Source organism: Enterobacter cloacae complex sp. 342H5 (genome assembly GCF_050030905.1).
Classification (GTDB): domain Bacteria; phylum Pseudomonadota; class Gammaproteobacteria; order Enterobacterales; family Enterobacteriaceae; genus Enterobacter; species Enterobacter intestinihominis.
In genome coordinates this window covers 2,461,484-2,485,092 of sequence record NZ_JBLGVB010000001.1, presented here as the reverse complement: position 1 = coordinate 2,485,092, position 23,609 = coordinate 2,461,484, and the positions used below count along the sequence as shown (strand labels likewise).

The window sequence follows — 23,609 nt, the reverse complement described above, 5'->3', positions numbered from 1 at the left end:
TAAGGAATTAATAATGGCTCAACTGTCTCTGAAACACATTCAGAAAATCTATGATAACCAGGTCCACGTGGTTAAGGATTTCAATCTCGAGATTGAAGATAAAGAATTTATCGTCTTCGTCGGTCCATCGGGCTGTGGGAAATCCACGACGCTGCGAATGATTGCCGGCCTTGAGGAGATCAGCGCAGGTGAACTGATTATTGACGGGGTTTGTATGAATGATGTTCCCGCCAAGTCCCGTGATATCGCAATGGTCTTCCAGAACTATGCGCTCTATCCGCATATGACGGTCTACGACAACATGGCGTTTGGCCTGAAGATGCAAAAAATAGCACCTTCCATCATCGAAGAACGTGTTAGCTGGGCGGCCCAGATCCTGGGTTTACGCGACTATCTCCAGCGTAAACCTGGTGCATTGTCAGGTGGTCAGCGTCAGCGCGTGGCGTTAGGCAGGGCGATAGTGCGTGAAGCCGGGGTTTTCCTGATGGATGAACCGCTGTCAAACCTTGATGCCAAGCTTCGTGTGCAGATGCGCGCTGAAATCAGCAAGCTGCACCAGAAGCTCAACACCACCATGATTTACGTGACGCACGATCAGACGGAAGCCATGACGATGGCGACCCGTATTGTGATTTTAAAAGACGGCATCATTCAGCAGGTGGGCGCGCCGAAGCAGGTTTACAACGAGCCGGCGAATATGTTCGTTGCAGGCTTTATTGGTTCACCTGCGATGAACTTCATTCGTGGCGCGATCGACGACCGATATTTCGTGACGGAAACGCTGCGTCTGGAGATCCCGGAGGAGAAGCTGGCCGTACTGAATGCGCAAGGTTACCAGCGCAAAGCGGTCGTCTTTGGGATCCGTCCGGAAGACATTCTCACGCTACAGCGCAGCGGTGAAAACATCGCGGCGAAGATCAGCGTCGCTGAGCTGACTGGAGCAGAATTTATGCTTTATGCCAACGTGGGCGGGCATGAACTGGTTGTCCGTGCGGGAGCGGCGGATGATTACGTTGCAGGAGATAATATCGGCATCCAGTTCGATATGAGTAAGTGCCATTTCTTCGATGCTGATACTGAAGCAGCTATTAGATAAGAAAGGTATTCGCCGGAAATGAAAGTTTCCGGTTTTTTTGTATGTTAATTATAAAGGAATATTTTAATGAGTACTCTACTAAGAAGTGCTGCGCTCGTTCTGTGCGCAGGGGTAAGCTGCGCGCAAGCAACAGAGTCAACCAAACAGTGGGAATTTAATATTGGTGCCATGTATGAAATTGAAAACGTCGAAGGTCAGGGCGACGATAAAGATGGATTATATGAACCTTCCGTGTGGTTTAACGCCACGTATGATGCGTGGACAATTTCACTGGCGATGTATCAGGAAGGCCCGGTTGATTACAGCAGCATGACGCGCGGCACCTATTTCGATCGTCCTGAATTTGAATTACGGTATCGCTTCATTGGCACAGAGGATTTTACGCTGGGTCTTACGGGCGGTTTCCGTAATTATGGATATCATTTTAAAGATGAGCACGGTGCGAAAGACGGTAGTGCTAATATGCAGCGTTATAAAATTCAGCCTGACTGGGATGTGAAATTAACAGATGACTGGCGTTTTGGCGGTTGGTTTGCCATGTACCAGTTTGCGAATGACCTGGGAAAAACCGGTTATTCTGACAGCCGCGTCGAAACGGAAACCGGATTTACCTGGACAATAAACGAAACCGTCTCTGCAAAAGTTAACTACTATTTAGAGCGTGGCTTCAATATGGACAGTTCACGTAATAACGGTGAATTCTCCACCCAGGAGATTCGTGCCTACCTGCCTGTTTCATTAGGCCAGACAACGCTTACACCTTACACCCGTCTGGGGCTCGATCGCTGGTCAAACTGGGACTGGCAGGACGATCCAACTCGTGAAGGGCATGACTTCAACCGACTGGGTCTGCTCTATGCTTATGACTTTGCGAATGGCCTTTCAATGACGCTTGAGTATGCCTACGAATGGGAAAATCATGACGAAGGCGAGAGCGACCGCTTCCACTATGCGGGTGTCGGCGTCAATTACGCGTTCTGATGACGTTATACCAGGGGCGTTTGCCCCTGGTTTTTAGCGTAACGAAGCTGCATCTGAAAAATGTGTTTCAACCAATACCTTATGCGGCGCAGGTTTATCCGCAATGCACCTGAACAACAAATCGCAGCTCTCTTCGCCCAGCTTTTTCGTGGGGATATCAAAGCCGCCTGGTGCAGGGGTTAAAATGAGAGATAGCATCGGGTCGCTGTATCCTGCCATTGCGACCTGTTCCGGGATCGCCAGATTTAGCGCATCCGCGGCACGATAAAGACTCAGCAATTTCATGCTGTCAGTCGCAAAAACCGCATCGGGCGGGTTGTCTGAGGAGAGTAGCTGGCAGGCCGCCTGAAGCGCGCTTTCATGGGTATAGCCGCCATCGATAACCCAGGTCGGGTTAATTTCGATGCCGTGTTTCTCAAGGCTGAATTTATAACCCGCCAGGCGATCGATAGAGACGTGATAATCGAGCGGGGCATGCAGGCAGGCAATTTTGGTGCGGCCATGCGTGATAAACGAGTCTGTTAATATGGCGCTGTCGCGGAAATTATCCGTGTCGACAGAATAGATATTCTGGTAATTTCCTTCCACTTTACCAATGACGACCACAGGCACACCGTATTCATCCAGCGTCGAGAAAAACGACTCGTTCGCCGGCGAGCTTAGCATGATGATGCCTTTGATCATCTTCTGCTTTATTTTACCCACGCATTTTTGCAGATCATCTTCACTGCTTTTGGACGTTTGTAAAATAACATCAAAACCTTCTTCTTCTGCTTTTGCCGTTATGGCATGCAGTACATCTGAGAAAAAGGGATTTCCTGCAGTGGTCTTGGTTGAGCGGGTCGAAATAACCATAATGGCGTCGAAGCCAGAAGAGGTGAGTGCGCGGGCAAGTTTATTAGGTTGGTAATTTAACTCATCTATCGCCTTCAACACCTTTTCACGCGCTTCAGGAGAAATATTCGTTTGTTTATTCAGAACGCGTGACACGGTTGATTTCGAAACGCCAGCAACGCGGGCAATATCATAGATGGTGGGTGACATACACCTTACTCACTCCAGACGGACAGCAATTGCGTCCATCTTACTGGAGAGAAAACGGCAATAGCAATAATTAAGAATTGATAATCAACGATCTGCCCCAATTTACTGTATTCTGAAGTGACTTTGTTCAGGGTTCCAGACAATGAAGGACGGCGATGAAGCGACTTAAAAACGAATTCAATTCTCTGGTGAACCGTGGCGTTGATCGCCATCTGCGTCTTGCCGTTACCGGGCTGAGCCGCAGCGGTAAGACGGCATTCATTACGGCGATGGTCAATCAGCTGTTGAACCTGCATGCTGGGGCGCGCCTGCCACTGCTTAGCGCGGTGCGCGAGGAGCGATTGTTAGGCGTAAAACGCGTACCGCAACGTGATTTTGGCATCCCCCGTTTCACCTATGATGAAGGTCTGGCACAGTTATACGGGGAGCCTCCCGCCTGGCCCACCCCGACGCGTGGCGTGAGCGAAATTCGCCTTGCGCTTCGTTTTCGCTCGAATGAATCCCTGATGCGTCACTTTAAAGAAACGTCCACGCTGTATCTTGAAATTGTGGATTATCCGGGAGAATGGCTGCTCGATTTACCGATGCTGGCGCAGGATTACCTGAGCTGGTCCCGACAGATGACCGGTCTGTTGCAGGGGCAGCGGGCAGAGTGGTCGACCAAATGGCGCCAGCTTTGCGAAGGGCTGGATCCGCTGGCGCCGGCGGATGAAAACCGTCTGGCCGTGATAGCCCAGGCCTGGACGGATTACCTGCATCAGTGCAAGCAGGAAGGGCTGCATTTTATTCAGCCTGGCCGTTTTGTTCTGCCGGGAGATCTAGCCGGTGCTCCCGCGCTACAGTTTTTCCCGTGGCCGGACGTTGACCGCATCGGCGAATCGAAGCTGGCACAGGCAGACAAGACCACTAACGCCGGTATGCTCCGCGAGCGATACAATTATTACTGTGAGAAGGTGGTTAAGGGTTTTTATAAAAATCATTTTTTACGCTTTGACCGCCAGATCGTGCTGGTGGACTGCCTGCAACCCCTCAACAGCGGGCCGCAGGCGTTCAATGATATGCGGCTGGCGCTGACGCAGCTGATGCAAAGTTTTCATTATGGCCAGCGTACGCTGTTTCGCCGTTTATTCTCGCCGGTCATCGACAAGCTGCTGTTTGCCGCCACAAAAGCTGATCATGTGACGGTCGATCAGCACGCCAACATGGTATCCCTGCTGCAACAGCTGGTGCAGGATGCCTGGCAGAACGCGGCGTTCGAAGGGATTAGTATGGATTGTCTGGGTCTGGCGTCCGTACAGGCTACGCAGAGTGGGTTGATTGACGTGAATGGCGAGAAAATTCCGGCCCTGCGGGGCAACCGACTCAGCGACGGTGAGCCGCTCACGGTCTATCCGGGCGAAGTTCCCCCACGTCTGCCGGGCCAGGCTTTCTGGCAAAGCCAGGGTTTTCAGTTCGAAGACTTCCGTCCGCAGAGCATGAACGTTGACCAGCCATTGTCGCATATCCGTCTGGATGCCGCGCTGGAGTTTTTAATTGGAGATAAATTGCGATGACGGAACCGTTAAAACCCCGCATTGATTTTACCGGCCAGCTTGAGCAGTCCCCGCATGAGGCGTTTAAAACAGCGCAAACCTTCAGCGGTCCGCAGGCCGACAAATTTGCTCCCGTGCTGGCAGAGGAGCCGTTGGTTGAAGAGGGGCAGGCGGAAGCGGTCGTTGATGCGGCACTGCGCCCGAAACGCAGCCTGTGGCGTAAGATGGTGACCGCCGGGTTAGCCCTTTTTGGTGTGAGCGTAATTGGTCAGGGCGTGCAGTGGGGCGTCAATGCCTGGCAAACCCAGGACTGGGTAGCGCTGGGGGGATGCGCCGCTGGGGCGTTGATCGTTGGTGCGGGCGTCGGCTCGGTCGTGACCGAGTGGCGTCGCCTCTGGCGTCTGCGTCAGCGTGCGCACGAACGCGATGAAGCGCGGGATCTGCTGCACAGCCACGGCACCGGAAAAGGGCGTGCTTTTTGTGAAAAGCTTGCGGCTCAGGCCGGGATAGATCACTCTCACCCGGCGCTTCAGCGCTGGTATGCGGCGATCCACGAAACCCAGAATGACCAGGAAGTGGTCACGCTCTATGCGCACATTGTTCAGCCGGTACTGGATGCGCAGGCTCGTCGTGAGATCAGCCGCTCGGCGGCGGAATCCACCCTGATGATTGCCGTCAGTCCGCTGGCGATGGTGGACATAGCCTTTATCGCCTGGCGCAACCTGCGCCTGATCAACCGCATCGCCAGACTGTATGGCATTGAGCTTGGCTATTACAGCCGACTGCGCCTGTTCAAACTGGTGTTGCTGAATATCGCCTTCGCCGGGGCAAGCGAACTGGTGCGGGAGGTCGGGATGGACTGGATGTCGCAGGATCTTGCGGCGCGTCTCTCTGCCCGGGCGGCGCAGGGGATTGGTGCCGGTCTGCTGACGGCACGCTTAGGAATCAAAGCGATGGAGGTTTGTCGTCCACTCCCCTGGATCGATGGCGATAAGCCGCGGCTGGGGGATTTCCGTCGCGAATTGATTGGTCAGCTTAAAGAGACGCTCAATAAAAAACCTGCTCAGTGAGGTTTCGTTTACTAATCGTGCGGGCTGTCAATATTTGTTGACAGCCACCTTCCCGAATACCGTGATCTGACATATCATTTTACTGTTATTGGCTTAAACGGTGAATTTCCCATGCGTCTGGAAGTCTTTTGTGAGGACCGTCTCGGTCTGACCCGCGAGTTACTCGATCTTCTTGTTTTACGTAGCATTGATTTACGTGGCATAGAGATCGACCCTGTCGGGCGAATTTACCTCAATTTTGCCGAAATTGAATTTAATACCTTCAGTAGCCTGATGGCCGAAATCCGCCGTATCGCTGGCGTTACGGATGTACGCACCATCCCCTGGATGCCATCCGAGCGGGAACACCTTGCGCTGAGCGCACTGCTGGAAGCAATGCCGGAGCCGTTTCTCTCTCTCGATTTGAAAAACAAAGTCGAGCGCGTTAACCAGGCCAGTTGCCAGCTGTTTGCGCAGACTCAGGAAAAGCTTATCGGTCATCACGCCACGCAATTGATCCCAGGTTTTAATTTCCAGCGCTGGCTGGACAGCAACCCGCAAAATACCCATAGCGAGCACGTCGTCATCAATGGACAGAATTTCCTGATGGAGATCACGCCGGTCTACCTGAAAGGGGAAAATGCCGCGCTGGTGCTCACCGGCGCGGTAATCATGCTGCGCTCCACGGTGCGCATGGGACGCCAGTTACAGAACCTTTCCAGCCAGGACGTCGGCGCATTCAGCCAGATTATTGCGGTGAGCCCGAAGATGCGTCACGTGCTCGACCAGGCGCGCAAGCTGGCAAATCTTACGGCACCGCTGCTGATTACCGGGGATACCGGTACGGGGAAAGATCTGCTGGCGCATGCTGTGCACATGGCCAGCCCGCGTGCGGCAAAACCGTATTTGGCGCTGAACTGCGCGTCTATTCCTGAAGATGCGGTGGAAAGTGAACTGTTCGGGCATGCGCCGGAAGGCAAAAAAGGCTTCTTTGAACAGGCGAATGGCGGCTCGGTGTTGCTGGACGAGATTGGTGAAATGTCGCCACGCATGCAGGCGAAACTGCTGCGTTTTCTCAATGACGGTACGTTCCGCCGCGTGGGGGAAGATCATGAAGTGCACGTGGATGTACGCGTCATCTGCGCCACCCAGAAAAACCTGGTGGAGCTGGTGCAGAAAGGAGTATTCCGCGAAGATCTCTACTATCGTCTCAACGTTCTGACGCTCAATATTCCGCCGCTGCGCGATTGCCCGCAGGACATCATGCCGTTGACGGAACTGTTCGTCGCCCGTTTTGCCGACGAGCAGGGCGTGCCGCGTCCGAAGCTCTCTGCCGACCTGGGTACCGTGCTGACGCGTTACGGCTGGCCGGGCAATATTCGTCAGCTAAAAAATGCGGTCTATCGCGCATTAACTCAGCTTGAAGGGTATGAACTGCGTCCTCAGGATATTCTGTTGCCGGATTACGATGCCGGGACGGTCTCGGTAGGCGAAGAGGCAATGGAAGGCTCGCTGGATGACATCACCAGTCGTTTCGAGCGTTCGGTGTTAACGCAGCTTTATCGCAGCTATCCGAGCACGCGCAAGCTGGCTAAACGTCTTGGGGTGTCACATACCGCGATTGCGAATAAGCTGCGCGAGTATGGGTTAAATCAGAAGAAGGGTGACGAATAAATAAAAAAGCCTCTTTGCAGAGGCTTTTTTACGTTTAGGCTTTAAGCGCCTCAAGTGCAGCGGTGTAATCCGGTTCGGTAGTGATTTCGTTAACCAGCTCACTGAAAACAACGTTGTCGTTTTCGTCGATCACCAGCACCGCACGAGCAGCCAGACCTTTCAGCGCGCCTTCGGAAATGGCAACACCGTATTTTTCCAGGAAATCCGGGCTGCGCAGAGTGGAAAGGGTGATGACGTTGCTCAGGCCTTCAGCGCCGCAGAAGCGGGACTGGGCAAACGGCAGGTCAGCAGAAATGCACAGCACCACGGTGTTGTCCATTTCGGTCGCCAGCTGGTTGAATTTACGCACTGATGCAGCACAAACGCCAGTATCGATGCTTGGGAAAATGTTCAGGACTTTACGTTTGCCAGCAAACTGGCTCAGCGTGACGTCAGACAGATCTTTAGCCACCAGAGTAAAAGGCTGTGCTTTGCTGCCAGACTGTGGGATGGAACCTGCAACAGCAACCGGGTTGCCCTGGAAATGAACGAGTTGTGACATAGATATCTTCCTGTTTACAAATAGTTAACGTCGTGGCTAGTGTATGTCATCCACAGTTAGCACGGCAAACCAATTTTCTGCCTTTCCGGCCTGCAAGGAGTCAGTGATGAGAAGCGTTAAGGTCTATGAAGAAGCCTGGCCATTGCACACCCCGTTTGTGATCTCGCGCGGCAGCCGTAATGAGGCCTGCGTGGTCGTGGTTGAATGTGAAGAGGACGGCGTAAAAGGCGTCGGGGAATGTACCCCTTATCCTCGCTACGGAGAAAGCCTGGCGTCAGTCATGGCGCAAATTATGACGGCGGTGCCCGAGTTGCAGGCGGGCCTGACGCGTGAGGCTCTTCAGCAGAGGTTGCCGGCCGGAGCGGCACGTAACGCGATTGACTGCGCACTCTGGAGTCTGGAAGCGGCGAAACAACAAAAACCGCTACCTTCGCTGCTGGACGTTACGCTGCCGCAATCGATCGTCACCGCGCAAACGGTGGTCATCGGTGAACCAGAGCAAATGGCGGCCAGCGCCCAGGCGCTATATGCAACCGGTGCAACCTTATTAAAGGTGAAGCTCGACGATCGTCTGATTAGCGAACGCATGGTCGCCATTCGTGCGGCGGTACCTGATGCCACCCTTATCGTCGATGCGAACGAATCATGGCACAGCGAAGGGCTGGCAGCCCGTTGTCAGCTGCTTGCCGATCTGGGCGTTGCCATGCTGGAGCAGCCCCTCCCGGCAGAAGACGATGCCGCGCTGGCGAATTTTATTCATCCGCTTCCCGTCTGTGCAGACGAAAGCTGTCATACCCGTGAGAGCCTGTCAGCCCTCAAGGGCCGCTACGAGATGGTGAACATCAAGCTGGATAAAACGGGTGGGTTAACCGAGGCCCTGGCACTGGCACAAGATGCCCAGGCGCAAGGCTTTTCCCTGATGCTGGGCTGTATGTTGTGTACGTCCAGAGCGATCGGTGCTGCACTCCCGCTGGTGAACAGCGTGCGTTTTGCCGATCTGGATGGCCCAACCTGGCTGGCGGTTGACGTTTCACCCGCCCTGAGTTTTACCTCCGGCGTACTTCATCTTTGAGGCTGCCAGCGCAGAAGATCTGTCATCGCTCTGAGGTATTTTTCACTCGCTTCATCCGAGGAAATAGGCGGAAACTCTGCGGTGATACAGTGAAGACTGAGGTCCGCGCACCAGCTGCCAAACGACCCGGGCGTTTCATACCCGACGCTGGTTACCAGAGGTAGAGCAAACGCATCCGCCAGCCACTGCCCGAGCGCCGTATGACGAGGATCTTCAATACAGGCGAGGGGATCGTGGAAAGAGACAACCCAGGCCGGGTGGATCTTATGAATAAGCTGACACAGCGCCTGGGTTTCGGGCTCGGAACCCGGTTTTTCTCCCGTAAGCAGGACCACATCTCGTTCCTGCGCCGAACTGTTCCAGCGATACACCGTTTCACCGGCACGCCAGTTTGCTGCCGGAAAGTTCCTGTTAAGGTCAACGCCTCGTGCATTCGCCCGTAATCCAAGCTGGCATCCGTCCGGGTTGACGGTCAAAATCACATGATGTCGTCGTAAATCGGGGGCCAGCGTACGTAGCGCGCACGAAAGCGTCACGATGGACGAGTTTTCATCGCCATGTGTGCCCGCAATGATTAAGCCGCTAGTGCGATCGGGCTCGGGAGCCGGAAACCAGATCAGTGGAGCGCCTAAAAATGAGCGGCCATAATGTTCAGTCCCGGGCGGGAAGGCGCCGCGTTCCGTTCTTGGTCGGGTGGTTGCCATAATAAACCCTGATGATGAAGTCGCTTCTGGCAGTGTTGTGCAAAACCCGCGCTTAATCAAATAGTTTCCGTCTGTGTGTAAAATTGCCTGACATCAACTTTCCTGAGGAAGCATTTGCATTTCTCCGTTTCGAAACAAATAATTACGCATCTGCCTGTTACCTGACATCATTAAGGGGATCGTATGAAGCATCCTGTTTCGCTTCTTTGTACTGCGCTGTGGCTGTGCGGGTTTTCTTCACTTTCATATGCCGCGGAGGTTCCCAGGGGAACGGTGCTGGCGCAAAAGCAGGAGCTGGTTCGACACATTAAAGATGAACCCGCCTCGCTCGATCCGGCAAAAGCGGTGGGTTTACCCGAGATACAGGTGATCCGCGACCTTTATGAAGGGCTGGTGAATCAGAACGAAAAAGGGGAGCTGGTTCCCGGCGTGGCGACGCGCTGGCAGAGCAACGATAACCGTGTCTGGACGTTTACGTTGCGGGATAACGCGAAGTGGTCTGACGGTACCCCGGTGACGGCACAAGATTTTGTCTACAGCTGGCGTCGTCTGGTTGATCCTAAAACTACGTCACCTTTCGCCTGGTTTGCAGCGCTGGCGGGTATTAATAATGCGCAGGCCATTATCGATGGTAAAGCTGCACCGGAAACGCTCGGCGTGACGGCAGTCGATGCTAAAACGCTGCGCGTGCAGCTGGATAAACCGCTGCCATGGTTCAGCAACCTCACGGCTAGCTTTGCGTTCTATCCTGTTCAAAAGGCAAACGTGGAAAGCGGTAAAGAATGGACGCGCCCTGGCGCGCTCATCGGCAACGGTGCGTATGTGCTGAAAGATCGCGTGGTGAATGAAAAACTGGTGGTTGAGCCGAATACTCACTACTGGGATAACGCCAACACGGTGCTTAAAAAAGTCACCTTTGTGCCAATCAACCAGGAGTCCTCAGCGACCAAACGCTACCTGGCGGGCGATATCGATATTACAGAATCGTTTCCGAAAAACATGTACCAGAAGCTGCTTAAAGATATTCCGGGACAGGTTTATACACCGCCACAGCTTGGGACCTATTACTACGCGTTTAACACACAAAAAGGCCCAACTGCGGATGCCCGCGTACGTCTGGCGCTCAGCATGACTATCGACAGACGTATTATGGCTGAAAAAGTCCTGGGAACCGGTGAGAAACCGGCCTGGCATTTCACTCCCGATGTCACTGCCGGTTTTACACCGGAAATCTCGCCATTTGAGCAGATGTCGCAGCAGGAGCTAAATGCTCAGGCGAAAACGTTATTACAGGCGGCAGGCTATGGTCCCCAGCGCCCGCTGAAATTAACGCTGCTGTACAACACGTCTGAAAACCACCAGAAAATCGCCATTGCCGTCGCATCTATGTGGAAGAAAAATCTGGGTGTTGACGTTAAGTTGCAGAATCAGGAATGGAAGACCTACATCGACAGCCGCAATACCGGGAATTTCGACGTGATCCGTGCGTCGTGGGTAGGGGATTACAATGAGCCGTCGACATTCCTGTCGCTGCTGACGTCCTCTCACACCGGCAACATCTCACGGTTCAACGACCCTGCTTACGATAAGATTATTCATCAGGCGACGCTCGAAACCACTGAAAAAGCGCGTAATGCAGACTACAACATGGCCGAGAAGATCCTCGCCGAGAAAGCGCCGATAGCCCCTATTTATCAATACACCAATGGCCGCCTCATTAAGCCCTGGGTTAAAGGGTATCCGATAAATAACCCAGAGGATGTTGCGTACAGTCGTACAATGTATATTGAAAAGCATTAAAAAACAGGAAAGGCGCTTAAGTGGTTTTGGCAAATAGCTATACATCGCTTAAGCGCCTGAACACACGGTTCATGGTACCTACAGGCTAGTTATTATCAAAATTCCTTTCATAAAAAATCATTTATTCTTTTGATGAATGCTTCGAACGACATCTCTTTTCCAGTTTATTGAAAAGCGTGCAAGCATTTATACATCCTCCATGTAATAGCTTAATTCCTGCTATTTAAAACCTGACTTTTGTCCGATATAGGATTTTTCCATATTCAGGAGGTTTATTGAATAAGATGATATGTCTCTGCGATTTTGCAGCTGATGCTTAGATCAGCATTGATATAAATCAATTATTCAACGACAGGTGGCAATGAATTCAATATTCTCTATCAAGGCAGACGTTCCTGCTAATCTATTGTGAATAAATGGTTAATACTTTCTGCGTGCCACTTATATCTGGAATTTATAAATACTAGTGATTAGTGGAAAATTCTTAAGAAAAATCCATATGCAGATCTTTGATCTGAAAAGTTGATCATGAATGGGCTTTTGCTCTAATATGGTTCTGTAAAGACCCGTCACTCACTTAACTCGTATTTCTTGCAAAGAAAGGGACTGCTATGGCCGATTCATTTCAGAATGAGGTGCCCAAGGCACGCATAAATTTAAAACTGGCGCTGCATACAGGCGGCGCGCAGAAGAAAGTTGAACTGCCGCTTAAACTTCTCACTGTCGGTGATTTCAGTAATGGAAAAGAGAATCGTCCATTGTCCGAAAGGAAGAAAATCAACGTCAACAAAAATAACTTTAATAGCGTACTTTCGGAATTTAACCCGGAGGTTAATCTGACGGTGCCTAACACCATGGCTGTCGATGGTTCGGAGGAAAGTATAAAACTGAATTTCTCCGATATTAAGGATTTCGAACCTGAACAGGTTGCCCGCCAGATCCCCCAGCTCCGCGCCATGCTGGCCATGCGTAATTTATTACGCGACCTCAAATCCAATCTTCTTGATAACGCCACTTTCAGAAAAGAACTCGAGAAAATTCTTAAGGACCCGGCGCTGTCTCAGGAATTACGCGACGAAATGAGTGCACTGGCCCCGAAATAAGCGGCATGTGTAATTTAATGGATTAACCGGGAATATGCTGATGTCTGTGAATAGTGAAACCGCCTCCGCGCAGGGGCAGACCATCGTACTGGAAAAAGAGGGCGTTTACGCCTCCCTGTTTGAAAAAATCAACCTGACTCCGGCCTCGAGCCTGGGTGATATCAATGCGTTTCTGGATGATGCCGCGCTTTCTGACGCGCCGGCGGGTGAACGCCTGACGGCGGCGATGCAGGTGTTTATGGACTGCATCCGCAAATCCGGTCAGCCCGTGGAGAAGCTCGACAAAACGCTGATTGACCACCATATCGCCGAACTGGATTTCCAGATTAGCCGTCAGCTGGATGCCGTAATGCATCACCAGGCGTTCCAGAAAGTGGAATCCCTCTGGCGCGGCCTGAAGCAGCTGGTGGACAACACCGACTACCGCCAGAATGTGAAAACCGAGATTCTGGACGTCTCCAAGGACGACCTGCGCCAGGATTTTGAGGATGCACCGGAACTGATCCAGAGCGGCCTCTACTGGCACACCTATACCGCCGAATACGACACCCCGGGCGGCGAGCCGATTGGTTCCGTGATTTCATCCTATGAATTTGACGCCAGTCCGCAGGATGTGGCGCTGCTGCGCAATATCTCGAAAGTGTCTGCCGCCGCACACATGCCGTTTATTGGCTCTGTCGGCCCGAAATTCTTCCTGAAAGACTCTATGGAAGAGGTTGCTGCGATTAAGGATATCGGCAACTACTTCGACCGCGCTGAATACATCAAGTGGAAATCCTTCCGCGATACTGACGACGCCCGCTACATCGGTCTCGTGATGCCGCGCGTGCTGGGGCGTCTGCCGTATGGCCCGGACACCGTACCGGTGCGCAGCTTTAACTACGTTGAGCAGGTGAAAGGCCCGGATCACGAGAAATACCTGTGGACCAGCGCGTCGTTCTCCTTCGCGTCAAACATGGTGAAGAGCTTCATCAATAACGGCTGGTGCGTGCAGATCCGTGGCCCGCAGGCGGGCGGGGCGGTGAAAGATCTGCCTATTCATCTGTACGATTTGGGTACCGGCAACCAGGTGAAAATCCCGTCTGAGGTGATGATCCCGGAGACCCGCGAGTTTGAGTTTGCCAACCTCGGCTTTATTCCGCTCTCGTATTACAAAAACCGCGACTATGCCTGCTTCTTCTCGGCGAACTCCGCGCAGAAACCGGCGCTGTACGACACCGCAGATGCCACGGCCAACAGCCGCATCAACGCCCGTCTGCCATACATCTTCCTGCTGTCGCGTATTGCGCACTATCTGAAGCTCATCCAGCGCGAGAACATCGGCACCACCAAGGACCGCCGTCTGCTGGAGCTGGAGCTGAATACCTGGGTGCGTAGTCTGGTGACGGAAATGACCGATCCGGGCGATGAGTTGCAGGCTTCTCATCCGCTGCGTGACGCGAAGGTGGTGGTGGAAGATATCGAAGACAACCCGGGCTTCTTCCGCGTGAAGCTGTTTGCGGTGCCGCACTTCCAGGTGGAAGGCATGGATGTGAATCTGTCTCTGGTGAGCCAGATGCCGAAAGCGAAAGCGTAACGTAAGGCAGGAAGCATGAAAACGGAACAACCGTTATGGGGCAGGGGCCAGATGGTCTCTCCCCAGCACTTCCAGCAACAGGCCGCGTATGCGGCCTGGTCTGCGGAATGCATCGCCCGGTTAGGCCTCTCCCATCCCTGGGGAGTGATTGAAGCCACTTTCGAACCGGATGCACTGAAACTGGGCCGCCTGCAGGCCCGCCATCTGCACATCCGTTTCCCCGACGGGACGCTTATCGACACGGATAATGCTGACGATCTGCCACCGGTTCTCGCGCTGGAGAGTGAATCAAATGAGGTGGTAGTGATGCTCGCGCTTCCGCTGCTGCGCGCGAATGGTGGCAACTGTCTTAAGCCCGATGAGGTAGCCGGGCGTCCTGTTCGCTATCGCCAGCGTTGGCAGGATATCCGCAATACCTTCGGGGACGATACCCGCCAGATTGCGGTAATGCGTCCTGAGCTGACGCTGCGGTTTGCACATCAGAACAACAGCGATTACCTGACCTGTCCGGTTGCCCGCCTGCAGCAGGATCTGCAGGGGGCGTGGCAGCCTGATGAGACGTTTCTCCCCCCGCTCCTGGCCATCGAGGGCAGCCGCTGGCTGTTAACCCAGCTCGAACAGCTGATGATCCAGCTACGTGTACGCCTGAGCCGACTGATGGCCATGCGACGGGAAAGTAATGAGCGCATGGCAGACTTTGCCGTGGCCGACGTGTCGCTGTTCTGGTTGCTGAATGCCCTCAACAGCGCTGAGCCCGTGCTGGGGCAGTTTCAGCGCCATCCGCAAAGTCCGCCTGAACGCCTGTATCCGGAGCTGGCCCGCCTGGCGGGCAGCCTGCTGACCTTCTCGCTGGAGCACCAGGTGAGTGCGATCCCGGTCTGGCAGCACGAGCAACTGAATAACGTATTTCCGCCGCTGTTTGATTTACTGGGGGACCTTCTGGAAGCCAGTCTGCCATCGCGGGTGGTGGCGATTGAGCTTGAGCACGATGCCCGGCTGCACTTCTGGCAGGCCCGTCTGCATGATCCGCGTCTGCGTGAAGGGGCGGATTACTACCTCTCCGTGCGTTCAATGGTGCCGGTAGCTCAGCTGCAGGAGCAGTTCCCGCGCCAGTGCAAGGTTGGCAGCCCCGATCATGTCAGAAGTATCGTCAATTCATCGCGGGTGGGCGTGCCGCTGACCCCGCTGCGCCATGTGCCGGCAGCCATTCCGTTACGTCTGGAAAATCAGTATTTCAGTCTTGATGTCTCTCATCCTCAGGCCACTGAAATGCTCCAGGGCGGCACCTGCATGTTTTACGTTCCGGGCATGCTCGGCGAGCCTGAACTCGAACTCTTTGCGGTGCTGAGAACATGAGTGAGCGTAAACGCGGCGCTGCCGCGGCCATTGATATTGATGCCCTGCTGCAGGATACCTGGCTGCAGGTGATCAGCCTGCGTCACGGTCCGAAATTTCAGGATGGAGAAGGGCGCACGCTGTGGGAGCGTTGCATTGCTGATGTCGAACGTGTGCAGCGTGAGTTGAAAGCGGGCGAACTTGATGAAGCCAGCTGCCGGCATATTCTCACCGCACAATGTGCGCTGCTGGATGAGGCGGTTAAGAGTCGCGGTGTGGAGGATGATGCCTGCGTGCAGTGGTATGACATTCCCCTGCAGGGGCACTTCCTTGGCACCATGGACGCCGGTGACACGCTGTGCGATCGGATGCGCGATGTGCTGCGTGAACCGGCTCCTGACCACGCTGTCGTGACCTGCTTCCAGCGGGTCATGATGCTCGGGTTCCTCGGCAACTTCCGCTCCCTGAACGATCCTGAGCGGCAGAAACTCATGAATGCACTTAATGAACATGTTGCGCCGTTCAGCTATTCACAACCCCATCCCGTTCTGGCGGAAAGCCATGCCGGACGGGGGATAGGGGGTTGGCTTGCATCATGGCCCATGCGCATTGGCCTGAGTGTGGTGGTGGTCACCGCATTATGGTGGGGACTGGATTGCTGGCTGGATCAGACACTGCTTACCCTGCTGCCGGGAGCCGTGAAATGAGCACTGCACAACAGCGCGGGCTTGCGCTCTGGGCTGCCCTGCTGAGTGCAGTGGTCTGCCTGTGGTTTCTGCCAGCATCCCGGCTGGTTTCCGTTCTCGTCCTGCTGGCGGTACTGGGGCTAATCATGGCGTTCTGGGCTGTCGCCTGCCGTCGCGTGCAGCACGATTTCACCCTGTGTCTGGAGGACCTGCCTGAAACCAGTTATTGCCAGCCCGTGGTACTGGTCTGTGGCGATCTGCCGCTTGCCTGGCCGCATCAGTCACCGGTACTTACTGTCACGCAGGGCTGCTGGATCCGTGTGGAGGATCATCTGGAACTGGAGCAGGCCGCCCGTCAGGTACTGTGGTTGCGCCCCGACTGGGGACGTCAGCTGTCAGTGATGGTCAGTGTTTGTCCGCAGCAGCACCCTGACAGTGAACGCCTTACCAGTCGTTTGCTTGCCCTGCGCTGGCAGATTAGTCGGTTGCGTAAAGCAACCGGCCATTCTGTGCCACTGGTTCTGAATGGACAGGTCGGCAGTGCGATGATGAATGACATGCTCTGGCAGACGGCGATCCTGGGGGAAGGGGTAAAGGTCTGGAGTGGGACTTCAGCGCCTGGCTCAGTTGCTGAATGGGTTAATACTGGCGGAACGCCTGCGATGCATCAACAGGTGCTTATGAACAGCCTGATGAGCTGGTTCCAACAGCACGTCCACGCTGTCCTTATGGATGAAAACCCCGATATTCCTGTCATTGAACCTGTGGCGGTTCTGTGGGGATTGGGCCCGATCCTGGCCGGAAGCATGGCCACCTCTGTCTGGACAGCGTGGTTGTCCCGCCATACTGCGATGCAGCAGGTGTCTGGCTGGCAGCCGGCGGGAACGGACAGTACGGTTATTTCCCTGTTCCCGAATTTTGTCCTCCCTTTACTGCCAGAAGGACGAGGCCTGACACCGCATGGACGAACCTGGCGCGGTGCGCTCGGAATCGTCACGCTGGCGACCATTGCTGCACTGCTCAGCAGTGGCTGGAACAACCGTCAGCTGCTGCAACGCGTTAGCTTCGATATTGTCCGTTACAACAGCATCGCCATGGATGATTACGGTCCTAAAGCCAGCGCCGTACAGGTGCTGCGCGAGGATGCGGCGCTGCTGGATGAGCATGCACGCAATGGTGTACCGGCCCGGCTGGGTCTGGGGCTTTATCGGGGGGAACGTCTGCGAATACCGGTGCTGGAAGCGATCCGCTCATATGTGCCACCACCTCCTCCACCAAAGCCTGTGGAAAAGGTCGCGCCGAAAATCATCCGCCTCGACAGCATGTCGCTGTTCGATACCGGAAAGTGGGCGCTGAAACCCGCCTCAACAAAGCTGCTGGTGAACTCACTGGTGGGCATTAAGGCGAAGCCCGGCTGGCTGATTGTAGTGGCGGGCCATACCGATAGCACCGGGGATGACCAGTCCAACCAGGTCCTGTCGCTGAAGCGTGCGGAGTCCGTGCGCGACTGGATGCGCGATACCGGCGATGTGCCGGAGAGCTGTTTTGCGGTGCAGGGCTACGGTGAAAGCCGACCTGTCGCCACCAACGACACGGCGGAAGGCCGGGCGCTGAACCGCCGTGTCGAAATCAGTCTGGTGCCGCAGGCGAACGCCTGCCAGCTGCCGGGCAACACCCCCGCGTCATCGCAGGATGATGGCGCTGATAACAACTTAACGGAGTAATTAACATGGCAATACCAGTCTATCTGTGGCTGAAGGACGACGGCGGCGCGGACATCAAAGGGTCTGTGGACGTTCAGGATCGTGAAGGCAGCATCGAGGTGGTGGCCCAGGAGCACAACCTGTACATCCCGACCGACAATAATACCGGCAAGCTGACCGGTACCCGTATCCACACCCCGTTCCTGTTCACCAAGGAAATCGACTCCTCCAGCCCGTACCTGTACAAGGCGGTGACCACCGGCCAGACCCTGAAATCTGCGGAATTTAAGTGGTACAGAATCAATGACGCGGGCCAGGAAGTGGAGTACTTCAACACGAAGCTTGAGAACGTGAAGCTGGTGAAAGTGAATCCGAAGATGCACGACATCAAGGATCCGGCGTTCGAGAAGCACAACCACCTCGAGCAGATTGAACTGCGCTACGAAAAAATCACCTGGACCTACAAGGACGGCAACATCATTCATTCCGATTCCTGGAACGAACGCGCCACCGCGTAAGTCGCATGCGGACAGGGCCCTGTCCGCAGTTTTTTGCACAGCGTCTGTATGCACGGATGCTGTGCAAAGAAAAACACAATCTGCCTGCCCGACCTGATGCGCTTTGGGTTCCTGAATAACAGGGAACAGCGACGGGCGGTAGCGTGTCCGGAACTGATAAAGAGAGAGTCTCATGGAAAATCCAGCCATCCTGTTACGCCGTCTTAACCCTTACTGTGCCCGCGCGATGGAAGGGGCCGCTTCCCTGTGCCAGACCCGCGCCCATGCGGAAATCCTGCCCGAGCACTGGTTGCTGAAGCTGCTGGAGCAGGGTGAGGGCGACCTGACGGTGCTGGCGCGGCGCTACGAATGGGATATGGATACGATATGGCAGGATATGCTGGGTTTTCTGGACAGCCTGCCACGTTCGGTGCGCAGCCGTCCGCAGCTGTCGGACAGTGTCCGGGCTCTGATGCAGGAGGCCTGGCTGCACGCCTCGCTGGCGGGGGAAGAGCACATCCGCAGCATTCACCTCCTGATGGCCCTGGTGGACAAACCGGACCTGGTGCGCTGCGACGGCCTGTGGCCGCTGCTGACGCTGGCGCAGAGCCAGCTTGAGCGCCTGCGGGGGCTTCTGGATGCGCAGTCGGATGAACGCCCGGAGGTGCAGCAGGAAGCGGAGCTTACGCAGGGCGATGAGGTGGAGTTTGTCGGCCGTCCGGTGAATGCGGATATAAAAGGAGAGCTGAACCCGGCGTTACAGAATGCGCTGGACAGGTTCACCCTCGACGTCACCGCCCGCGCCCGTGAGGGCAGAATCGACCCGGTCTATGGCCGCGACAATGAAATCCGCCAGATGGTGGACATTCTTTCCCGGCGCCGCAAGAACAACCCGATTCTGGTCGGCGAACCGGGAGTCGGCAAGACCGCGCTCGTGGAAGGACTGGCGCTGCGCATCGCCGAAGGCAATGTGCCGGACGCGCTGAAGCCGGTCTCCGTGCGCACCCTTGACCTCGGCCTGTTACAGGCGGGTGCAGGCGTGAAGGGTGAGTTTGAACAGCGCCTGAAAAACATCATCGACGCGGTGCAGCAGTCACCCCTGCCAGTTCTGCTCTTCATTGACGAGGCGCACACCATTATCGGTGCGGGCAACCAGGCGGGGGGCGCCGATGCGGCCAACCTGCTGAAACCGGCGCTCGCCCGCGGTGAGCTCAGAACCATCGCCGCCACCACCTGGAGTGAGTACAAACAGTACTTTGAGCGCGACGCCGCGCTGGAGCGTCGTTTCCAGATGGTGAAGGTGGACGAACCGGACGACGACACCGCCTGCCTGATGCTGCGCGGTCTCAAGTCACGCTACGCGGAGCATCATGGCGTGCATATTACCGATGAAGCGGTTAAAGCCGCCGTCACGCTCTCCAGACGCTATCTGACCGGACGCCAGCTTCCGGACAAGGCGGTGGATTTGCTGGATACCGCCTCTGCCCGTATCCGTATGAGCCTCGACACTATTCCGGAGCCGCTGACCCGCATGAAGGCGCAGCTCACGGCCCTTGCTATGGAGAAGCAGGCGCTGCTGGAGGATATCGCGGTGGGCAATACCGCCCACGGCGAACGTCTGGCCGCCATCGGAGAGGAAGAAGTCGCCATCATTTTGCAGCTCGACGAACGGGAAACCCGGTACGGCCAGGAGCTGAAACTCACGGAAGAACTGCTTGCCTGCCGCACGGATATCTCCCGTCAGGGAGAGATTGCGGACCTTCAGAGGCAGCTTACTGCCGTGCAGCAGAATACCCCGCTGCTGGGGCTGGATGTGGACGCGCGTACCGTCGCCACCGTTATCGCCGACTGGACGGGCGTACCGCTCTCTTCCCTGATGAAGGACGAGCAGACGGAACTGCTGAGCCTTGAGCACAGTCTGGCGAAACGCGTTGTCGGTCAGGACAGTGCGCTGAATGCCATTGCGCAGCGCCTGCGCGCCAGCAAAACCGGTCTGGCGCCGGAGAACGGCCCGCAGGGCGTGTTCCTGCTGGTTGGTCCGAGCGGCACCGGCAAAACCGAAACCGCCCTGGCGCTGGCCGATGAACTGTTCGGCGGCGAGAAGTCCCTTATCACCATCAACCTCTCGGAATACCAGGAGCCACACACCGTCTCGCAGCTCAAGGGCTCACCTCCGGGCTACGTGGGTTACGGTCAGGGCGGCATTCTGACCGAAGCTGTCCGTAAGCGCCCGTACAGCGTGGTGCTGCTGGATGAAGTGGAAAAGGCGCACCGGGACGTGATGAACCTGTTCTACCAGGTGTTTGACCGGGGCTTCATGCGCGACGGCGAGGGGCGGGAAATCGACTTCCGCAACACGGTGATACTGATGACCTCGAACCTTGGCAGCGACCTTATCATGCAGATGCTGGATGAAAATCCGGTCGCCACCGAAGGCGACCTGCATGAACTGCTGCGTCCTGTCTTGCGGGACCACTTCCAGCCCGCGCTGCTGGCGCGCTTCCAGACGGTGATTTACCGTCAGCTGGCACAGGCAGCGATGCGTACGATTGTCGGCATGAAGCTCGGCCAGGTGAGTCAGCGCCTGGCCCGGCATTACGGCATGAAAACCGCTATAGCAGACAGCCTGTCTGATGCGCTGACCGATGCCTGCCTGCTGCCGGACACCGGGGCGCGCAATATCGACAGCCTGCTGAACCAGCAGATTCTGCCGGTCCTGAGCCAGCAGCTGCTGAGCCAGATGGCGGCGGGAAGGAAGCCGCATACCCTGACGCTTGGCTGGGATGAGGAAGAGGGCATAGTGCTCGAGTTTGACCGGACAGAAGGTGAGCATGCATGAGCAGTAATCTTCCCTTACGATTCAGCCACAGCCATCACCTGCTTTCGGTGAAGGGCTGCGATGCAGGGCTTGATGTGCTGGCTTTTGAGGGCGATGAAGCCCTGAGCACACCGTTCAGCTACCGTACTGAATTCACCAGCGCGGATCATGCCATCAGCAAAGAGATGATGCTGATGAAAGCGGCTTCCCTGACGCTTCAGGCCCCGGTAGACCAGGGTTACGGTATCAAAATACAGCAGCCGGTGCGGGTGATTCAGGGCGTGGTGACCGGTTTTGAACGCCTCAGCACGTCAAAAGATGAAACCCGCTACGCCCTGACGCTTGAGCCGCGTCTGGCGCTGCTCGACCGCTCGCACCAGAACGCGATTTACCAGGACATGTCGGTTCCGCAAATCGTGGAAAAAATCCTGCGCGAACGTCACGGCATGCGCGGCCAGGACTTCCTGTTCTCACTGAGTAAAGAGTATCCACGCCGTGAGCAGGTGATGCAGTACGCTGAGGACGACCTGCACTTTATCACCCGCCTGCTGGGTGAGGTCGGTATATGGTTCCGCTTCACCACCGACACGCGCCTCAGCATTGACGTGGTGGAGTTTTATGACAGCCAGCAGGGGTATGAGAAAGGCCTGACGCTGCCGTCTGTACCGCCATCGGGCCAGCATTCAAAAGGCGTGGATTCAGTCTGGGGAATGGAATGCCATCACAATGTGGTGCAGAAGCAGGTCAGCACCCGGGACTACAACTACCGTCAGGCCACGGAGGACATGAACAACCGGGTTGACGCGACCGGCGGGGATGTCACCACGTACGGTGATGCCTACCACTGGGCGGATAACTACCTGACGCCGGGCAGCGCGTATGACCGCAACCCGGCAGCGGAGTCCGGGGCGTTTTACGCCCGCATCCGTCATGAGCGCTACCTGAATGGCCAGACGCAGACCGTTGCCTTCACCAGCTGCCCGGCCCTTTCACCGGGTATGCGGCTGAAAGTCACCGGCGGGTACGAAGTGGCGGAGGTGTTTACCCAGGGCGTGGTGGTCACGGCGATGCACAGCCATGCCCGGCGTGATGCAGACTTTTGCGTCAGGTTTGACGGCATCCCGGACAGCGCGGATTTTTGCTTTCGCCCGGAACCCGGCAGCCGCCCGGTAATGGCCGGTACCTTACCGGCACGCGTCACCAGCACCACCGAAAATGACACCTACGGGCATATCGACAAGGACGGCCGCTACCGCGTTAACATGCTGTTTGACCGTGAGAACTGGGAGACCGGGTTCGAGAGCCTGTGGGTCCGTCAGTCCCGCCCGTATGCGGGGGACACCTACGGCCTGCACCTGCCGCTTCTGGCGGGCACCGAAGTGGCGATTGGCTTTGAAGACGGCAACCCGGACCGGCCGTACATTGCCGGTGTGCTGCACGACTCGGCGCACGGCGACCACGTCACCATCCGGAACTACAAACGTAACGTCCTGCGCACCCCGGCGAACAACAAAATCCGCCTCGACGACGAGCGCGGGAAAGAGCACATCAAGGTCAGCACGGAGTACGGCGGCAAGAGCCAACTGAACCTCGGCCATCTGGTCGACAGCGAAAAACAACAGCGGGGGGAGGGTTTTGAACTCAGAACCGACAGCTGGGGTGCCATCCGGGCGCAGAAAGGACTATTCATCTCGGCGGACGGGCAGGCGAAAGCGCAAGGACTGCAGCGTGAAATGCAAGCTGCGCTCAAAGAACTTGACGCTGCCAGAGAGGTGACTTCTGGATTACGTCACGCTGCTCAAGCAGCCCAGGCGGAATTAGCCGATCTTGAGAAACAAACAACATTAATGAATCAGACGCTTAGCGATCTTAAGCAGCAAGCATTACTTCTGTCTGCCCCTTCAGGAATTGCGCAGGTCACCCCCGCGAGCGTACAAGTTTCGGCGGGGGAAAATCTAATTGTTACTGCTGGTCAACATGCAGACATTAGCATTGCCAAAAAATTAACTCTGGCGGTGGGCGATATTCTGAGCTTATTTGCACACAAACTGGGAATAAAAATGTATGCCTCGGAGGGCAAAGTAGATATTCAGGCACAGTCGGACGCGCTGAATTTATTTGCTAAAGAAAAGCTTTCGGTCGCCAGTTCAGACAACAGCGTTGTCATATCAGCCAAAAAAGAAATCCTTTTGGTTTGTGGGGGGACATTTATACGGTTAAGTGATGCGGGGGTTGAAGTTGGTACTGGCAAAAACGTCACGTTGAAATGTATTGCGGTTCAACAGCAGTCTGCGGCGACGTTAAATTCAACGCTTTCGCTACCTTCTGGCTGCAAACCTGGGGTAATTTCTGCAGCCCAACAGCAAGGGGCTGTGGTGATGCTTAGCTAATACTTGAG

At 55.5% G+C, this 23,609-nt stretch carries 18 protein-coding genes; 15 read left to right on the top strand and 3 right to left on the bottom strand.

Going from position 1 to position 23,609, the window contains the following annotated elements; translation table 11 throughout:
* The first annotated feature begins 13 nt into the window (after nt 1-13).
* Nucleotides 14-1,096 carry an ABC transporter ATP-binding protein gene (locus tag ACQG03_RS11910; protein WP_022648294.1) on the top strand — a complete coding sequence of 361 codons (1,083 nt, stop codon included), beginning with the start codon at nt 14-16 and terminating at the stop codon, nt 1,094-1,096.
* Between the two features lie 66 nt (nt 1,097-1,162).
* Nucleotides 1,163-2,077: an OmpG family monomeric porin gene (locus ACQG03_RS11905; protein WP_023300241.1), complete on the top strand. Its 915-nt coding sequence runs from the start codon at nt 1,163-1,165 to the stop codon at nt 2,075-2,077.
* A gap of 33 nt (nt 2,078-2,110) precedes the next feature.
* Here ACQG03_RS11905 and ACQG03_RS11900 read toward each other — a convergent pair whose 3' ends face one another.
* Nucleotides 2,111-3,121 carry a LacI family DNA-binding transcriptional regulator gene (locus tag ACQG03_RS11900; protein WP_022648292.1) on the bottom strand — a complete coding sequence of 337 codons (1,011 nt, stop codon included), beginning with the start codon at nt 3,119-3,121 and terminating at the stop codon, nt 2,111-2,113.
* 155 nt (nt 3,122-3,276) lie between these two features.
* Here ACQG03_RS11900 and ACQG03_RS11895 point away from each other — a divergent pair, with 155 nt between their 5' ends.
* From ACQG03_RS11895 to tyrR, 3 genes are all read left to right on the top strand, one after another.
* Nucleotides 3,277-4,674 carry a YcjX family protein gene (locus tag ACQG03_RS11895; protein ID WP_063162984.1) on the top strand — a complete coding sequence of 466 codons (1,398 nt, stop codon included), beginning with the start codon at nt 3,277-3,279 and terminating at the stop codon, nt 4,672-4,674.
* Nucleotides 4,671-5,723, top strand: a complete 1,053-nt coding sequence (locus tag ACQG03_RS11890) for a YcjF family protein (RefSeq protein WP_063162985.1) — start codon at nt 4,671-4,673, stop codon at nt 5,721-5,723. The genes ACQG03_RS11895 and ACQG03_RS11890 overlap by 4 nt, the downstream gene beginning before the upstream one ends.
* A gap of 111 nt (nt 5,724-5,834) precedes the next feature.
* Nucleotides 5,835-7,376, top strand: a complete 1,542-nt coding sequence (gene tyrR / locus ACQG03_RS11885) for a transcriptional regulator TyrR (protein WP_063162986.1) — start codon at nt 5,835-5,837, stop codon at nt 7,374-7,376.
* Nucleotides 7,377-7,410: 34 nt separating this feature from the next.
* On the opposite strand, the gene tpx is transcribed toward tyrR, so the two are convergent.
* Nucleotides 7,411-7,917, bottom strand: coding sequence for a thiol peroxidase (gene tpx / locus ACQG03_RS11880; protein ID WP_003856889.1), 507 nt, complete (start codon nt 7,915-7,917; stop codon nt 7,411-7,413).
* Nucleotides 7,918-8,023: 106 nt separating this feature from the next.
* Here tpx and ycjG point away from each other — a divergent pair, with 106 nt between their 5' ends.
* Entirely contained in the window at nt 8,024-8,989 is a 966-nt protein-coding gene (gene ycjG, locus ACQG03_RS11875) for an L-Ala-D/L-Glu epimerase (RefSeq protein ID WP_063162987.1), read from the top strand.
* Here the strand turns inward: ycjG and mpaA are convergent.
* A complete protein-coding gene (mpaA, locus tag ACQG03_RS11870; protein WP_022648287.1) occupies nt 8,980-9,693 on the bottom strand; it encodes a murein tripeptide amidase MpaA in 714 nt (237 codons plus the stop codon). The two genes, ycjG and mpaA, sit on opposite strands and share 10 nt — an antisense overlap.
* Nucleotides 9,694-9,876: 183 nt before the next feature.
* Here mpaA and ACQG03_RS11865 point away from each other — a divergent pair, with 183 nt between their 5' ends.
* The 9 genes from ACQG03_RS11865 (at nt 9,877) to ACQG03_RS11825 (ending at nt 23,601) form a co-directional block, all read left to right on the top strand.
* Nucleotides 9,877-11,493 carry a peptide ABC transporter substrate-binding protein gene (locus tag ACQG03_RS11865; RefSeq protein ID WP_023300237.1) on the top strand — a complete coding sequence of 539 codons (1,617 nt, stop codon included), beginning with the start codon at nt 9,877-9,879 and terminating at the stop codon, nt 11,491-11,493.
* 611 nt (nt 11,494-12,104) lie between these two features.
* Nucleotides 12,105-12,596, top strand: coding sequence for a type VI secretion system contractile sheath small subunit (gene tssB, locus ACQG03_RS11860; RefSeq protein ID WP_023300236.1), 492 nt, complete (start codon nt 12,105-12,107; stop codon nt 12,594-12,596).
* Nucleotides 12,597-12,630: 34 nt separating this feature from the next.
* The gene (tssC, locus tag ACQG03_RS11855; protein ID WP_072202206.1) at nt 12,631-14,172 is read left to right on the top strand and encodes a type VI secretion system contractile sheath large subunit; all 1,542 of its coding nucleotides are present in this window, start codon (nt 12,631-12,633) and stop codon (nt 14,170-14,172) included.
* A gap of 15 nt (nt 14,173-14,187) precedes the next feature.
* Complete coding sequence (gene tssK, locus ACQG03_RS11850; RefSeq protein WP_022648283.1) at nt 14,188-15,528, top strand: type VI secretion system baseplate subunit TssK; 1,341 nt, start codon at nt 14,188-14,190, stop codon at nt 15,526-15,528.
* Entirely contained in the window at nt 15,525-16,214 is a 690-nt protein-coding gene (gene tssL, locus ACQG03_RS11845; RefSeq protein WP_023300235.1) for a type VI secretion system protein TssL, short form, read from the top strand. The genes tssK and tssL overlap by 4 nt, the downstream gene beginning before the upstream one ends.
* On the top strand, nt 16,211-17,917 hold the full coding sequence (locus ACQG03_RS11840) for an OmpA family protein (RefSeq protein ID WP_063162988.1): 1,707 nt from the start codon (nt 16,211-16,213) through the stop codon (nt 17,915-17,917). Before tssL ends, ACQG03_RS11840 begins: the two co-directional genes overlap by 4 nt.
* 5 nt (nt 17,918-17,922) lie before the next feature.
* On the top strand, nt 17,923-18,414 hold the full coding sequence (hcp, locus tag ACQG03_RS11835) for a type VI secretion system effector Hcp (RefSeq protein ID WP_009653685.1): 492 nt from the start codon (nt 17,923-17,925) through the stop codon (nt 18,412-18,414).
* Nucleotides 18,415-18,586: 172 nt separating this feature from the next.
* Nucleotides 18,587-21,232 carry a type VI secretion system ATPase TssH gene (gene tssH / locus ACQG03_RS11830; protein ID WP_048966780.1) on the top strand — a complete coding sequence of 882 codons (2,646 nt, stop codon included), beginning with the start codon at nt 18,587-18,589 and terminating at the stop codon, nt 21,230-21,232.
* On the top strand, nt 21,229-23,601 hold the full coding sequence (locus ACQG03_RS11825; protein WP_063162989.1) for a type VI secretion system Vgr family protein: 2,373 nt from the start codon (nt 21,229-21,231) through the stop codon (nt 23,599-23,601). The genes tssH and ACQG03_RS11825 overlap by 4 nt, the downstream gene beginning before the upstream one ends.
* The last annotated feature ends 8 nt before the right edge of the window (nt 23,602-23,609 follow it).

Bases quoted from the DNA above. Each gene is read 5' to 3' on its own strand.
- ACQG03_RS11840 (WP_063162988.1), top strand. From the start codon at position 16,211: ATGAGCACTGCACAACAGCGCGGGCTTGCGCTCTGGGCTGCCCTGCTG.
- tssC (WP_072202206.1), top strand. From the start codon at position 12,631: ATGCTGATGTCTGTGAATAGTGAAACCGCCTCCGCGCAGGGGCAGACC.
- ACQG03_RS11900 (WP_022648292.1), bottom strand. From the start codon at position 3,121: ATGTCACCCACCATCTATGATATTGCCCGCGTTGCTGGCGTTTCGAAA.
- ACQG03_RS11910 (WP_022648294.1), top strand. From the start codon at position 14: ATGGCTCAACTGTCTCTGAAACACATTCAGAAAATCTATGATAACCAG.
- tssH (WP_048966780.1), top strand. From the start codon at position 18,587: ATGGAAAATCCAGCCATCCTGTTACGCCGTCTTAACCCTTACTGTGCC.
- ycjG (WP_063162987.1), top strand. From the start codon at position 8,024: ATGAGAAGCGTTAAGGTCTATGAAGAAGCCTGGCCATTGCACACCCCG.
- tssK (WP_022648283.1), top strand. From the start codon at position 14,188: ATGAAAACGGAACAACCGTTATGGGGCAGGGGCCAGATGGTCTCTCCC.
- tpx (WP_003856889.1), bottom strand. From the start codon at position 7,917: ATGTCACAACTCGTTCATTTCCAGGGCAACCCGGTTGCTGTTGCAGGT.
- tssL (WP_023300235.1), top strand. From the start codon at position 15,525: ATGAGTGAGCGTAAACGCGGCGCTGCCGCGGCCATTGATATTGATGCC.
- ACQG03_RS11905 (WP_023300241.1), top strand. From the start codon at position 1,163: ATGAGTACTCTACTAAGAAGTGCTGCGCTCGTTCTGTGCGCAGGGGTA.
- tyrR (WP_063162986.1), top strand. From the start codon at position 5,835: ATGCGTCTGGAAGTCTTTTGTGAGGACCGTCTCGGTCTGACCCGCGAG.
- mpaA (WP_022648287.1), bottom strand. From the start codon at position 9,693: ATGGCAACCACCCGACCAAGAACGGAACGCGGCGCCTTCCCGCCCGGG.
- ACQG03_RS11890 (WP_063162985.1), top strand. From the start codon at position 4,671: ATGACGGAACCGTTAAAACCCCGCATTGATTTTACCGGCCAGCTTGAG.
- tssB (WP_023300236.1), top strand. From the start codon at position 12,105: ATGGCCGATTCATTTCAGAATGAGGTGCCCAAGGCACGCATAAATTTA.
- ACQG03_RS11825 (WP_063162989.1), top strand. From the start codon at position 21,229: ATGAGCAGTAATCTTCCCTTACGATTCAGCCACAGCCATCACCTGCTT.
- hcp (WP_009653685.1), top strand. From the start codon at position 17,923: ATGGCAATACCAGTCTATCTGTGGCTGAAGGACGACGGCGGCGCGGAC.
- ACQG03_RS11895 (WP_063162984.1), top strand. From the start codon at position 3,277: ATGAAGCGACTTAAAAACGAATTCAATTCTCTGGTGAACCGTGGCGTT.
- ACQG03_RS11865 (WP_023300237.1), top strand. From the start codon at position 9,877: ATGAAGCATCCTGTTTCGCTTCTTTGTACTGCGCTGTGGCTGTGCGGG.